This window comes from Laspinema olomoucense D3b (assembly GCF_025370785.1).
GTDB lineage: Bacteria > Cyanobacteriota > Cyanobacteriia > Cyanobacteriales > Laspinemataceae > Laspinema > Laspinema olomoucense.
Map to the genome: position 1 here is coordinate 73,116 of NZ_JAMXFA010000024.1, position 14,768 is coordinate 87,883.

The 14,768-nt window shown below is 48.3% G+C and carries 8 protein-coding genes; 5 read left to right on the forward strand and 3 right to left on the reverse strand.

What is annotated here, in order from left to right:
• Positions 1-51: 51 nt before the first annotated feature.
• Positions 52-4,800 carry an FkbM family methyltransferase gene (locus tag NG792_RS17935; RefSeq protein ID WP_261236282.1) on the reverse strand — a complete coding sequence of 1,583 codons (4,749 nt, stop codon included), beginning with the start codon at positions 4,798-4,800 and terminating at the stop codon, positions 52-54.
• Between the two features lie 52 nt (positions 4,801-4,852).
• On the opposite strand from NG792_RS17935, the gene NG792_RS17940 reads away from it, so the two are divergent.
• Both NG792_RS17940 and NG792_RS17945 read left to right on the forward strand, forming a co-directional pair.
• Entirely contained in the window at positions 4,853-5,722 is an 870-nt protein-coding gene (locus NG792_RS17940) for a calcium-binding protein (protein ID WP_261236283.1), read from the forward strand.
• A 48-nt stretch (positions 5,723-5,770) separates the two neighbouring features.
• Positions 5,771-7,474 carry a methyltransferase domain-containing protein gene (locus NG792_RS17945; RefSeq protein ID WP_261236284.1) on the forward strand — a complete coding sequence of 568 codons (1,704 nt, stop codon included), beginning with the start codon at positions 5,771-5,773 and terminating at the stop codon, positions 7,472-7,474.
• A 207-nt stretch (positions 7,475-7,681) separates the two neighbouring features.
• Here the strand turns inward: NG792_RS17945 and NG792_RS17950 are convergent, their stop codons facing one another.
• A complete protein-coding gene (locus NG792_RS17950) occupies positions 7,682-7,927 on the reverse strand; it encodes a hypothetical protein (protein WP_261197629.1) in 246 nt (81 codons plus the stop codon).
• 23 nt (positions 7,928-7,950) lie between these two features.
• Between NG792_RS17950 and NG792_RS17955 the strand changes: the two genes are divergently transcribed.
• Positions 7,951-8,817 carry a calcium-binding protein gene (locus tag NG792_RS17955; protein WP_261236285.1) on the forward strand — a complete coding sequence of 289 codons (867 nt, stop codon included), beginning with the start codon at positions 7,951-7,953 and terminating at the stop codon, positions 8,815-8,817.
• 140 nt (positions 8,818-8,957) lie between these two features.
• On the opposite strand, the gene NG792_RS17960 is transcribed toward NG792_RS17955, so the two are convergent.
• Complete coding sequence (locus NG792_RS17960; protein ID WP_261236286.1) at positions 8,958-11,072, reverse strand: calcium-binding protein; 2,115 nt, start codon at positions 11,070-11,072, stop codon at positions 8,958-8,960.
• Between the two features lie 943 nt (positions 11,073-12,015).
• Between NG792_RS17960 and NG792_RS17965 the strand changes: the two genes are divergently transcribed.
• Together NG792_RS17965 and NG792_RS17970 are read left to right on the forward strand one after the other, a co-directional pair.
• Positions 12,016-14,430, forward strand: a complete 2,415-nt coding sequence (locus NG792_RS17965) for a tetratricopeptide repeat protein (RefSeq protein WP_261236287.1) — start codon at positions 12,016-12,018, stop codon at positions 14,428-14,430.
• Between the two features lie 26 nt (positions 14,431-14,456).
• Complete coding sequence (locus NG792_RS17970) at positions 14,457-14,744, forward strand: DUF3288 family protein (RefSeq protein ID WP_261197633.1); 288 nt, start codon at positions 14,457-14,459, stop codon at positions 14,742-14,744.
• The last annotated feature ends 24 nt before the right edge of the window (positions 14,745-14,768 follow it).

Consider the following 14,768-nt stretch of genomic DNA (forward strand, 5'->3'; position numbering starts at 1 on the left):
TCAACCGGGATTGGTTTCTTTAAACAGGTTGCCCACCTTAACCGGGTCAGACTACTTTATGTCCCGGAGTGCTATTTTTCCTTGAACTGGGTTCAAATTTTGGCTTTGAACCAGTTTTTCCAAGAGTGCTCCGATTTTGGCGGAATAAGCTCGGGTATCCACACAGGGACCTTTGTTCGGGAAACCCTGGTGAAGTTGCTGCCGATACTGTTCCCGTTGTTTCGGGTTTGTCCCTAGGGAAATAGCTAAGTCAATGTAGGCAGATTCACTCTGGGCAATCCATTCTCCAAGCTGCAACTCTCGCAATAGGGCCGACGATCGCCGGGTTTGTGGGGCTTCCCCCTCCCGAACTACCATCGGCAGTCCCACTTCTAACGGATCGATTAGGGATAAATCCCCCGTATCCGGGTAAGCGTCTAAATACAGATCGGCTTGCTGCAAACTGTCTTTCAGTTCTTCTAAAGACTTCAACTGCTCAATTACTACGAACCGCCTAGGGTCAATTCCATATCGCTGGAAGACTATCAGGGTCTGATTATCGTAGGGACTGGTGCGATAAAATTTGGCCCCCATTGCTCCAAACGGATATAACACGAGAATCGAATTCGGCACGGCGGTCAAAATTTTGGCCCAGGTTTCCCGAATCTGAGGACCGATTTTGTGGGTAGTGGCCCCGGAAATGAAGATGATGGTTTCCTCTGGAGTCCCCCAGCGGTGGCGCGTCGGTTGGATTCGCGGTTGTTCCCGGGTTTGGGGACGGGCGAAACAGAGTCCGGACCCTTCCACGGTAACCACTCGTTCCTGATAGTAGTCTTGGAACCTGGGTCCGGCGATCAAATCCCCGGTAATGTAGTAATCCATCTGCCGCAGTCCCGTGGTAGTGGCGACCCAGGCCCCGGTACATTGGACCCTAGCTAAGCGGTGGCAAGCTAAGAGGGCGATCGCTGTCGTATGACTGCTAATGTCGCTGCCAATGAGCAGAATATCCAAATCATCCCCGCGAATTTTCTCTACTTGTTCCCCCAATTTCTGAGGCAGCTTCACCAAGCTATGCGCACAATTTTGGCAGGTTTGTTGCAAGGGGGTCTCTTGCAGGGCGATCGCATACAAGCGGACCTCAAATTTCTGTCGGTCTAAATGCTCAAAGGCTGCCAAAGTAACCAGGGTTTCCTTTGCCGCAAAAAAGTTATGTTGCAGAATTCCCAGACGAATTTTCCCCGCCGAAGGGGGACGAGGGGGACAATCATAATCCAGAGTCTGCCCTAATTTTTTTAGGCTCAATTCCAGAATTTCTCCCCGTTTCTGGGCAATTTTTATCCCATTCCCTTCCCAGGCGGATAGGAATTTAAAATTATGGGATTGGATAAAACATAAGGCTATATACTGCCACAAGTCTGAATGGGGATTCTGGAACAGATGGGAATGGACATAGTTAACTAATCCCTCCAGGTAGTGAAAGTATTGTTCTGGTTCTCTTTGTTCAGAAAAAGCGCTGGGTGTTGCAAATAAAAACTGCCAGAAATCCGATAAAAACCACTTGGGAATCGCCGCACCGTTATAGGGTAAAGGAAGTTGATAGGCATCCCGATATAACATGGCTACGAGAAAGGATTGCATCGCTTTGGGCTGATCCAATCGGGGGCTAATCTCTGAATTTAACCTGTGGATGAACTCTCTTTCGCTATCCGTCAAGGGTTCATTTTTTACCCCTTTATCTAGCAGCATTTTAGCGTCGATACCGACGCCACTCAAATAGCTGAGTTTGAGTGGCTCGCCGGTTAAACTTAACCAGCGATCGGCGATTTGCTCTCGCAGGGGACGCAGACAGGCGGGTTCATACTTCCTCGGCACTTTGGCATCATGCAAAATCGGTTCACTATTCCAAGGGTCGTAAGGAATCAGGGATTGAGCAGACAATTGGGGACGCATGAAGCAGGTTCCCCGGCGATTGAGCATGGAGGCAACAAAGGAAAAGGTGCTGTTAGAAATCGCTAGAATATCGCAATGACTCAGTAAGTAAAAATCGGGATAAAAGTCAGCTTTCGGTAATTCGGCCCCCAGGGATTTGGCGGTAATGGGTTGATATTCGGCAAAATACGGCAGGACTTTTTCGGGTTCGTCACTGGCAATGAATAAAATTGGTTGTTCCACAGTAGGCCAAATTTTGGCTAACCAGGTTTTATACCAGATAAGAGGGGCGATGAAAAAGTAGGAAAAGCCATAGTCTTTGAGTCGGATATGCAATCCGATAATGGTTTTGCCTTGGGAAAGGAGGCGATCGCGCACTGGCTCCAGTTGTTGTTTCACCTCAAGGACGGGTTGAAACAGGCGACAAAATTCCTCTTTATATTGGGAATAATATTGCGTAGAAAACTGAAAATACCCCCAAATATCAACATTTTTTAGGGGAGTTTCCCGTTGCAAAATCGGCGAGTCCTGGGTGCGGCTGCTGATATCTTTAAATTCAGGTAAATTTTTAGATAAGGGGGGGTCTTGATGTCCAAATAAATACTGTCCAATCCACTGGGGAGTTTCTACCCGCAGATGATGGGTTTGAGCATAAAGTTTTAAAAACCCATACTGAAAGATTTGATTAGCAAACCTTCCATTAGTACCCAGGGTAGACAGGGTGATGAGCGGCTTTTTTACATAAAACGCATCTCCCCAGGAAGGATGATAGGGGGTGACAGTAGCAACGCCCTCAAAGTCGGATTCCGCTAATAATTCATCGATTTTGTCAATTAATTGCGTCCCTTCGTACAGTTCCTCGTAATTGACTTCAGTATTAATCGCTTCTATATGTTGCAGCAGATTTTTGGCCCCTTGGAGTGCTAAAAATTCTGCACCTTGGATATCTAAATTCAATAGATTAAAATCCGCTGGATTTAAACCTAATTCTTCCAGCAGTGTATCCAATGTTTTACATTGGACAGGAATTTGATAGGTTTCTTGAATCTCGGGGTAATACTCTTTAACCCGTTTCAGGGGTAAAATAGAACTGGCTGCATCCATTGAGGTGACGTGCAAGGTTGCAGTTCCGTTGACATTGGAAATGGCACAATTCACCCCGATTAGGTTGGGAACGCCACTTAAGTTAGCTTTTAAGATCTGAAAAACGGCGGGGTTGGCTTCAATAAATAAGACTTTTTTAATGCCAAGTTTTTGATAGGTTTTTAGTTCTTCTCCTTCATTCGCCCCCACATGAATGACTCCTTGAGGGTTGATAGAATGCTTCTCTAAAAGTTGGGATAAATCCAACATTTTTGGATCAGGAGGGGAACTCTCCCGACTAGAGGGCATCCCCGGTTTGAAAGAGTCTTGGGGAATCCTCTGGGGATAAAAGCTAGAAATAAATTCTTCAAAATCGTCTAAATTAACAGAATTAGAGAGTACAGTTGTACAAACTTGAGGAAAACTTTTAACGCCAGAAAAAGTTTTAATTGGTTCTACTAAGGACTGATTGATGGTGGGAAAAGGACCGGGTACATCATGGAGAACAACGACCCCCTGATCTGCTAATAGGGTATGAGCCAGTTCTAAACAGATAGTGCGGACGGGACAACCGGGATAAGTGCGCCCTTTTATGGTTACTTCGTCTTGGCGATCGCCTGCATCGACAAAGATAATATCAAAATAGCCTGGACCATATTTCAGTGGGTATTCGCAATACTCTAAAATCTCTGATTCCGTCCAGCAATGTCCCCCTAAATAGGCTTTTCCTTCTTCACTTTTAACCTGAATTAATCGATAGTCAATATCGATGCCTTGAGCAGATTGGACGATGGGCGCAAATTTTTCATACCACCCCGCATTATCTTCCACAGAGACGATCTGCTGACAGACTAATGATTTGATAAACTGCTCTGTGTTACATCCTGGCCCATACTCTAGGACCCGCAAGGGACGTCGTTTTATTTTATACTGATGAATGATGACATAAGGCAGAAGATATTTAAAGGAATGGACAATTTTAGAGGACCCTAAATTGACCAGACTTTGGGCTAATTTATGGGAATAATTGAGATAAGGCTGACATAGGGATTCTAGGTTAATTCGGGAGGTAATGTGGCGAGTTTTGCAGGCGATCGCATTGCCGACATGGGACAGGGGATGAAAGATCTCGGCCAAGTTAGTAATCTCTTGAAGTGCCAAAGAGTAAGGACGGGGTAAATCCCGATCAATCAGCACTAACCATTCATACCCTAGGGCTTTTAGTACCTCTAAACAATCCAGGGTGTTCTGAAAATATTTAGGATTCCATCCCCCTTCCTGACTTTGGCGATCGCCTCCTCCCCCATATTCAAATTGCACCAAACTGGGTAACGTTTGGGGGGGAATCTCCCGCAGTCCATTAATAATTCCAAATTCACTGCCTTCTGTATCAACTTTTAAAATAGAAAGCCGCTCAATTCCTCGATTTTGTAGTAAAGTTTTTAACGTAAACGCAGGCACCTTTAGGCTGGCTAGGGTTCTCTTCTGATGGGGAAACTCAGACTGTTGCGGGTTGACTACTCCCCACCAATCCGGATTTAAGGAGTTCAAATTGACATTAAGCTGACCTTCATATTCCCCCAAATACAGGGTGACTTCCCCATTTTTCTCGGCGATCGCCGCTTGTTCCAGGGGGACATTCAACTGCTGACAAGTCACCCGTAGTTCCTCTGCTGGGGCCGGTTCCACTGCCAAGGTGGGAAACCCAGCTTTGACAAAATCTACAAAATAATAATCCTGGGTTCCCACTCCAATTTCGATCGCCGTCCCCTGACGTTCTGGATCTAAAATTGTCGCAAAGGTCGTCATTAACTCTCGTGAACAAGCCTCAAACTTCATCGGATTAAAGCCTAAAATTTATATGCGAATCCTATTTACCCTGGCTCACTTTTTCAACCCGGATGGGATTGGCAAATATGGTGCTCAACGCAACGATTCCACTCCGCGCATTCAAGCACTCACCCAAAACCTCACCGCATTGCACCAGTTATTTGGGAACTCCCAGTATGCCACGGATTATGCCAACCGGGTTGCGATCAGCGCCAATCAATCCCTAGAGACTCAAATTGAGATTGTGATTTGCACGACCCAAGGCTACCATATTCTCGATCGCCTTCCCCTCCCCTCCCATTTGTGGACCCATCACCCCACGGATGCGGAACCGCTACTGCTGGGATTTGAGTGTCAGGCCCTTTTGAGAGAACGCTTAGGCGGGTATGATTATTACTGTTTTCTGGAAGATGACCTAATTTTGCAGGACCCCTGGTTTTTTATCAAGCTGAATTGGTTTACCCAACAAGTAGGCGATCGCAATCTCCTCCAACCCAACCGCTATGAACAATCCACTCACCCCGGCATCGGCAAAATTTACATCGATGGGGAACTACACCCCCAAATTACTGCACCCTATCAAAATGTTACCGAACAACCTCAACTCACCGGCATGATTATGGGTAAATCGGTCACTTTTCAGCGCACTTGTAATCCCCATTCGGGCTGTTATTTCTTAAATGCCCGACAGATGGAATACTGGGTGCAGCAACCCTATTTTTTCGACCGAGATACCCGGTTTGTAGGTCCTTTGGAAAGTGCGGCGACTCTGGGAATTATGCGGACGTTTAAGGTTTATAAACCGGCACCGCCAAGGGCTAATTTTTTGGAAGTGCAGCATTTTGGGAGGGTTTGGAGTGAAAAAATTAGTCAGTTGGTAAGGTGGGAGGGGGAGGGTTGAACCACGGATTTCACTGATTGTCACAGAAGAGATTTAGAGAAGAGATTTATGACTGATTTTGATTATTATGACCGGGTGAATCCGGATTTGTTGAAGGTTTTACCGGCAGATGCAGGGGTGATTATTGAGGTGGGTTGTGGTGCCGGAGCGATGGGGGCGCAATATAAGCGGATTAATCCTCTTATGCGTTATGTTGGGGTGGAAATTAATGAGGGGGCGGCAGCGGTGGCAGCGCAACGGTTAGATGAGGTAATTGTTGCGAATGTTGAGGATTTGGAGGATGAACGGTTACAGTTTGAGCCTGGGTCGGTTGACTGTTTGGTGTATGGGGATGTGTTGGAACATTTAATTGATCCTTGGCGGGTTTTGCAGCATCATGTGAAATGGTTGAAAGATGGGGGTCAAGTTTTGGCTTGTATTCCCAATATTCAACATTGGACGGCGATTGTTAATTTGTTGCGCGGGAGTTGGGAGTATCAAGACCAAGGGTTGCTCGATCGCACTCATTTACGATTTTTTACGTTAGATGAGGTGAAAAAGTTATTCCTTCAGGCAGGTTTACAGAGTTATGAAATTCAAACTCGCGGCAGGAAACCCCAGGCGTTTCAACAGTTCCAGCAGTTAATGGCCCCGGTGGTTCAAGGGTTAGGAATTGACCCGAAAACGTTTGAAACTCAGACGGGGGCGATTCAATATGTGGTGAGAGGAATTAAGTCGGAAGTGCCGCCGAGACGGTTGTTAATTCAGACAATTATTATGGCCCCGACGGGGTGCGATCGCCCTCGGGTGTTGGAACCCGATCGCCTCAGTGCGACAATTCCAGGGGTGCGAACCATCTCGGATGTGCGATCGGCCAATGTGAATGCTGCACTGCCTCAAGAGGAAAAAGTATTTATCTGGCAACGCACCATTATGGACTATCCCGAGGATGTGGTCAAACTTAAACAACTGCTGCAATTAGGCTATTTAATTATTGCTGAAATTGATGATGACCCCCTGCGCCGTCCGGAATATGAAAAGAACCTCTTTTTGAGTTATCGCGGTTGTCACGGTGTGCAAACTTCTACGGAACCTTTGGCGGATTTTTTACGCCAATATAATCCCAATGTGGCCGTCTTTAAAAATCAATTGGGCTATTTACCACCCAAGCGAACTTATTCTGATGATCAGACTTGTACCATCTTTTTTGGGGCGCTCAATCGCGAGGCGGATTGGCAACCCATTATGCCAGAGTTGAATCGAGTTCTGCAAAAATATAAGCAGCAAGTCCGGGTGAAAGTGCTGCACGATCGCCAGTTTTTTGAGCAATTACAGGTCAAGAATAAGGAGTTTTTGCCCTTCTCTCCTTATGAAACCTATCAGGAGGTATTGCATAGTTGTGATGTAGCGCTGCTGCCTTTAACTCCCACGCGGATTAATAGTATGAAGTCGGATTTAAAGTTTCTGGAATGTGCCGGTCATGGGGTGGCAGTGGTGGCAAGTCCTACGGTCTATGAAAACACGATTATTGAGGGAAAAACGGGGTTAATTTATCGATCTGAGGGGGAGTTTGGCAAAAAGTTGGAATCTTTAATCCTGGATCTGGATTTGCGGCGGGGTTTAGGGCAGAATGCTTATCAGTGGGTGGCTGAAAATCGCTTACTCTCGCAGCATTATCGGGAACGTCACCAGTGGTATTTGTCCCTGCGCGATCGCCTCCCCCAATTGAATCAGGAATTGCGCGATCGCCTACCGGAATTGTTTGAAGATTAATCTATCGCAATCCTAAATGATGGGTCCTCGTGAGGTGGCTGAAGCCGCGTCCCGAGGAGGACCTAGAGGTGTAACATCCCCCCATCTCCCCTTTATAAGAGTAAGTTTTTTACGCTTAAGAGCACCTCCGGTCCCCTCCCCTCTGTCTTGGGGAGGGTTAGGGTGGGGTCCTCCTGATGAGGCGATTCCCTACGGGAGAGCTTCCGCTTACCGCCACCTCACGCAATCATGAGAGGCGATCGCCGCTGTATTTAGGCTGTTCCAACCTCTTTCTTCGTGACGTGGCTTGGCTACCTCAAGAAGACCCCACCCTAACCCTCCCCAAGACACAGGGGAGGGGACCGGAAGTGCAATTAATAGTAAGGCAAATCCCCCATCCACCCCATCCCGATGGCGGTCTCGATGGCGGTCTCCCCCATCCCCCAAGGACAAATGACAAATGACAAATGACAAATGACCACTCTAAATTTACATCTATGAAAATACTGATCACGATCGCGCATTATTTCAATCCCGATGGCGGTGGGAAACATGGTTCTCTCAGCAAAGACCCGCGATCGCGGATTGTGGCATTAAGTCAGTCTTTAACCCACTTAGGCGCAATTTTAGGGAAATATCAAGGCGTCCTGGACATCGCTAAATCTCTAGCAGTCCCAGCGAATCAGGGCCAATCCGTGGATCTTGACATCGTGATTTGTACGACTCAAAATCGCCATGTTTTAGATGAATTGCCGGTTCCCCATCAGATTTACAAGCATCACGCCACCCAAGCGGAACCCTTGATGCTGGGGTTTGAGTGTCACGCCCTGTTGCGGGATAGTTTGGGTCGCTACGATTATTATTGCTATTTGGAAGATGACCTCATCCTCCATGACCCCTGGTTTTTTATTAAATTAAACTGGTTTTCCTCCCAAGCGGGGGATTTGAATCTGTTGCAGCCAAATCGCTATGAAATCTCGCCTCCGGGTCGGGTGGGTAAGGTCTATATTGATGGGGATTTATTACCTAGGGCTACGGCCCAGTTTCAGAAGGTGCAGGAGCGCCCAGAGTTGAAGGGAAGTATCATGGAGCAACCTGTGATCTTCCAACGAGTGCTTAATCCTCATTCTGGATGCTTTTTTCTGAATGCCAAACAGATGGCTTATTGGGCTTCCCAACCTTATTTTTTAGACCGCGATACCAGTTTTATCGGCCCCTTGGAAAGTGTCGCCACGCTGGGGATCATGCGAACTTTTAGAATCTATAAACCCGCTCCCGCTTATGCCAGTTTCCTGGAGATTCAGCACTTTGGCACCGCATTTCTCAACCTAATCGGTCGAGGCATTAATATCTCCCCCGGATAAAAAAGCCCCATCCTCCCCATCCTCCCCATCAACCAAGGACAAATGACAAATGACAAATGACAAATGACCCCCAATAAAAGAGCCACAGATGTTATTCATCTGTGGCTGTCTCATTACGAGGCGTTTATGTTAAGCGCCATTTAGAAGAGGAATATGTCATTCCGGGTAATCGTACCAGTCTGGATAGTAGCAAGGGTGATCACGTCATTGGTAGTGGTACCGGCGTCCGCGGTCGCACCATTTGCATCCCAGATCAAGTACCCACCCTGATTGGTAGGGTTGAAGATGATCGCCGCAGGGGTGTCTTTCTGGAGCAGGCCCTCGAAGCTACCCCCATAAGGCACGTCTGCCTTGGTAGTGAAGAAGTCGATGTCGGTCCGCAGTCCAGCGATCGCCTCTTCGTCTAAATTAAAGCCCTCAAGGCTGAGGTAGATTTTATCAGTACCACTCTGGAAGCTGGTGATGGTATCACCGCGGTTGGTGTTGTTTCCTGCGGTAATCACACCGTTCTCCACTGTGACGTCATCAAGGGCATCAGCAATACTGGAGAAGAGGAAGGCATCGGCTGCACCAGCAGTTCCAATCAGGCTATCCGCACCGTGGAACCCTTCCAGGGTATCCAAGCCGGGACCATCTGCGCGGATGGTATCCCCTTCTTCACTTCCTACGAGGAAGTCATTACCGCTACCGCCCATCAGGGTGTCATCCTTAGACCCGGCAACCAGCACGTTATCGCCTGCGACAGCAATCAGCAGATTTCCACCGCCACCGTTGCGGGCGTAGAGGGAGTCATTGCCTTCGCCACCGATCAGGGTGTTGTTTGTGCCACCATCGAGGATTAGGGTATCGTTGCCTTTGTCCCCTGCTAGATAAGAATTGGATTTCGATGCCACGATGGAATCGTTGTCTTGACCACCGTACAGCGTCACCAAGTCGGCTCCACCAACTAGGGAGTCGTTCCCTTGGTTACCAAAGCCCATGCTGGAGGCTCCGCCGACGGATAAGAGGTCAAGATTGTTTCCAGCGATCGTGTCATTGTCTTCGATGTTGCCACCAATTAAGGTATCGCGCGCACCGCGACTGAGCATCGAATCGTTACCTTTATCTCCATACAGGAGGTTGGTGCCGCCACCCACGATTGCGGTGCTACCCGTGACTTCGGAGTAACCGGAAACCACGGTGTCATTATCTTGTCCACCATATAGGGTGCTCCGAGAGAACCCGGTGGTTTCTAAGTAGTCTGCGCCAGTATTCCCGAACACCAGGACCTGACTGCCTCGGTTGAACAGGGAATCATCCCCCTCGGCCCCGGTCATGGTCTGGCGTCCGCGATCGCCACCGTAGGAGTAGATGTAATCACTCCCGGTTCCGCCGTTTAAGAAGTTGTTGCGAGGATACCCTGCGAGTGCGCGTTGCGCCCCTGCTACGGTGTTAACGCCCTCTTCCTCTAACCCGAGTTCTAGAGGAGCATCTTTACTGAGCATGAACAGGGAGTCGTTTCCTTCACCCCCAATCAGGCTGTCGCGATCGCCGATCCCAAAGATGACATCATTGCCTTTGTCACCGCTGAGATAGTTGCGTCCGGGGTTTCTGGGAACCGCTACGCCATCTTCTACAACGACGCCCACTCCCAAGCCTGCTGCTGCACCTGCACCCGATCCACCGCCAAATAAGAACGGAGGAACGAAGCCGATGCCACCAATGGTATCGGGAACGAAGGCTGCGCCTCCACCCCCGGAACCTGAGCCACTACCGGCGACTTCAATCACCTGGATCGTATCGTCGCCAATACCACCGTAGAGGGTATCTGCACCTAAGCCGGAGCCACTGATGAAGTCATCTCCGCCGTTTCCAAAGGCGAGGTTGCCCCCTAGTCCGTTACCAAAGTTGAAAATATCGTCGCTGTCTTCTCCTCGGTTTTCGGCTTGGTTGTTGGTGCCACCGTAAACCGTGTCGCGACCTAAGCTGCCTCGGGCTTCATACCGATCTTGCCCTAAGTCGCCGAAGAAGACGCTCCCGCCTCCTTTGCTCACCAAAAAGTCATCGTCTTGACCCCCATAAAGGGTGTCTCCTGCGGTGCTAGAGGACAGGGAATCATTTTCTGTATTCCCAAAAATTAAACTCCCACCGACGGTATCGGTGGTAATAAAATCGCTTCCCGTTAGGCCCACAACCGTATCGGCGCCTAGGCCAAACGAAGCTAAATCTAGGGTATCGTTCGGGTTTAACGGGTTTGTATCTAGTATTCTAACCATTCAGTTTCTCACTCCTCATCTGTTTCGTGTCGTCCTTGTCAAGTCTGCTCAGGCAGCTAACCTAGGAAACCCTTGACTTCGGTTGAGTCGTCTGGACTTTCTGTCAGCAGCAAGTCTAGCCCAATTGGGTGCTAATGTCTAGTCTGGCAAGATGGCAAAAATTTAGCTGTTCCAACTGTGACCGATTAGCATGGCTCATTGATTTTAGCTTGACAATGCTGGGGTGCACGACTATGATACCAATCCGAGAGTTCCCTTTCCTTAAAATGGCTCAAAATGCCTACCCAGGCAGCTCTTATTCCTCTATTCTGTGTTTTCTTTTTCTGACCCGGCAGATCGCAGGAAAGTTTATCAAATAGGGGGCCAGTCGGCCAACCCTCCAGGGGGGAACCCGGGAAAAAACCTCGCTGTGACTTGCAATTATCGGGTTAAACGGGGTTAAGAGGATTTAGGGACTGCTAGGGGTGGGAACGCGGTGTTCCAGAGGCGATCGCCTCTTTTGTCCCTACACCATCAAAGCTGGACAGATCAGCACCGCTCCTAGGGGCCATTCGCTTCGCTTGATTTAGAGAACCGAAATCTCTTGTCTTTACATTATTGATTAAACAGACGCAAAATCTCTCGTTTCTACATTAATTGTTTTAACCGCATGAGTTAAACCACCCCACAATTTTTCATCTCTACTCCGATTCTCAAAGAGCGCAAAGACTAGCCAACCAGATTTTACTGTAATCTTATATACGATCCCCGAGGGGGTTCTATAGGGAATTACTATAAATCGGAGAAAATACGGCGAATTATTACGAAGTTGTTATTCTGGCGGTGGACAGGGACGATGCCATCAAGGGCGGGGCATAAGGCAAAGTAGGGGCAGGGAGCAGTTTTGATTTAGGATTGCTATGGGAGTCAAGACCGAAAATCCGTGGGGATGAGGGAAATATCTGTGGTTGATCTGGAAAAAGCTGGAGTTTGGATCCAGCGCGGCAATCAGTTGAGAGCACAGGGGCAGTGGTCGGGAGCGATCGCCTTTTATCAAGAAGCCCTGAATTTTAACCCGGATGCGGTTGACGCTTATTGCCAACTGGGGGACCTCTATTGGCGGCAGGGCCAATGGACTGAGGCGATCGCCTACTGTCAAGGGGCGCTCAAACTGGACCCTCAATCAGCCCATGCCTACAAGACCCTGGGCAATATCCTCCAATCCCAAGAAAAGTGGGCCGCATCGGAACGCGCTTACCAACAGGCGGTACAGATTATGCCTGAGTTTGCTGCGGTTCATGCTAATTTGGGGAGCCTCTACTATCGCCAGGGGGAGTCTGAACGAGCGATCGCCTGCTACCAAAAAGCACTCACCCTGGAACCCTCCCAAGCTGGCATTCACTGGAACCTCGGGACCCTCTATCACGATCTAGGCCGCTTAGGGGAGGCCCTGGAGTCCTGGCAGGAGGCATTGCGCCTGGAACCCTCTATGGGAAACGCCGAACGGCATTTAAAAATCGGAAATACCCTCTTAGCACTGGCACGAGTTGAGGAAGCGATTCACCACTACCAACAGGCGATCGACCTTGACCCCAACTTTTCCTCAGCCCATTCTAATCTCGGCAACGCCCTGATTCAACAGGGGTCCTTAGGGGCAGGGATTGCGGCCCTGAAAACTGCCCAATCCCTCAGCCCCCAGTCACCCGGAATTCATTACAATTTAGGTCAAGCCCTTCTACAACAAGGGCATCAGCATCAACAACTGAGTGGATCAGCATGGCAAGAGGTCGTGGACTGTTTTCTACAGGCGATCGCCCTTGATCCAGACTTAATCCCAGCACATCATGCCTTGTTCTATCTAATTCGGTCGCGAGACCCCTTCGGAATCGACTTTGACTCCCTTCTACAAGCTGCCGAAGACTATTTAAGCCGCGCCCAAGGCCCCACTAAACTGTTAGCTGCCCTGCCCTACCTCTCCTTATGTTTACATGGGGGATATAGCGAATTAGCTCAAGAAACCTTTCTCACCCTAGAAACACAGCTTCAGTCGGACCTGGATCGCCTAGACTTCGACTCGATCGCCTTGCTTTATTCTCGGCTGATGTTTTCTCAACCCCATCTGCGCGATGATGCTAGAACCAATCTAACCTTAGCGAAACTGCTGGGCGCTAAAAATCAAGCCCGCCTCAACCAACAACTAATCTCCTCCCCCCATCCCCCCACTCTTCCCCATCTTCCCCATCCCCCCACTCTCCCCCATCTAAAAATCGGCTTCCTCTCTCCTCATTTCCGCCGCCATTCTATCGGATGGTGCAGTGCAGATATTATCCGCGAGTTATCGGCCCTATCTGCTGAAATCTATCTCTATGTGACACAAGTACAAGCTAGGGATGATAAAACCGAAGAGTTCCAGAACCTAGCCACCCAATTTTATCAACCGCAAAGTGGTGATTTTGAATCGGCGCGATTAGAGATTTGGGAGCAAATTTGCCAGGACCAAATTGATATTTTAGTGGATTTAGATTCAGTCACCTGTTCTGAGCAGTTAGAAATTTTGTACCATCAACCTGCCCCGATTTGCCTATCTTGGCTGGGATTTGATGCCCCTTTTTTATGTTCATCTCATTACTTTTTAGGCGATCGGCACACCCATCCCCCAGGTATTGAAGCGGATTACATTGAGCAGTTAATCCGAATGCCCGATTCCTTTGTGGCGGTTTCCGGATTTAAGCGGCAATCCGTCGAGCGAGAAGTGGTCCGGTTGAGCCTAGGAATTAATTGGCAACAGATTGCCTATCTCTGTGTCGCGCCCGGTAAAAAACTGAATCGGGAGTTAGTTTTAGCTCAAATTGAGATCCTTAAGCAGGTCCCCAATAGTGTGTTAATCCATAAAGGCGAAGGAGAGCGATCGGCTATTGGGCAACTCTATCAACAAGCCTGTGCTGAGTTAGGAGTACCCAACAATCGAGTTATTTTAATATCAAGAACGCAAACCGAAGAACAGCACCGGACTATCTACGAATGTGCGGATATTTTATTAGATTCCTATCCCTACAATGGCGGGACTCATACCCTTGAAGCCTTGTGGTTTAACCTACCCCTCGTCACCCGGGTGGGAGAATTGTGTCTGGCGCGGATGGGATATTCATTCCTCAATACTCTAGGCATTGAGAGTGGAATCGCCCGGAGTTGGGAAGAGTATATAGAGTGGGGAATTCGGTTGGGGCATGAGGTTAAAATTAGGCAAGATATTCGGCATCAATTAATCCGGTCTAAGCAACCTCAACACCTATCTCATTTGTGGAATCCGGCTAAATTTGCTCAGGATATGTATGGCATTTTTGAAGAGCTAAAAAAACAGCAAATCTCTGTCAATTAAATCACTAAAGAAGGATTTACCGAATTATGGCTGAAATCAAACAGGAACAACAACATCCCCAAGCTCGTAAAGATCGCGAGACTCTGGATAAAATTTTAGCAGGAGATCTAAACGAATATAATCTGGCGGAATTAGCTCGATTGCGAATTCGATATCGAGGATTTCCGGGTTCCCGGGATGTCTGGAGTGACATCGAAAAAGTGTTATCCCGGTGGAATATGACTGAAGAGGATTTATTTGAAAAAACCCGCGAGATTCACCGGAAAGGTCGAGTCTATCGAGCGCAAGATAGTGATAGTGAAGATTGGATGTAATCGGAGGAGAGGGGTAGCAAGAAA

Bases quoted from the DNA above. Each gene is read 5' to 3' on its own strand.
- NG792_RS17935 (WP_261236282.1), bottom strand. From the start codon at position 4,800: ATGACGACCTTTGCGACAATTTTAGATCCAGAACGTCAGGGGACGGCG.
- NG792_RS17940 (WP_261236283.1), top strand. From the start codon at position 4,853: ATGCGAATCCTATTTACCCTGGCTCACTTTTTCAACCCGGATGGGATT.
- NG792_RS17945 (WP_261236284.1), top strand. From the start codon at position 5,771: ATGACTGATTTTGATTATTATGACCGGGTGAATCCGGATTTGTTGAAG.
- NG792_RS17955 (WP_261236285.1), top strand. From the start codon at position 7,951: ATGAAAATACTGATCACGATCGCGCATTATTTCAATCCCGATGGCGGT.
- NG792_RS17960 (WP_261236286.1), bottom strand. From the start codon at position 11,072: ATGGTTAGAATACTAGATACAAACCCGTTAAACCCGAACGATACCCTA.
- NG792_RS17970 (WP_261197633.1), top strand. From the start codon at position 14,457: ATGGCTGAAATCAAACAGGAACAACAACATCCCCAAGCTCGTAAAGAT.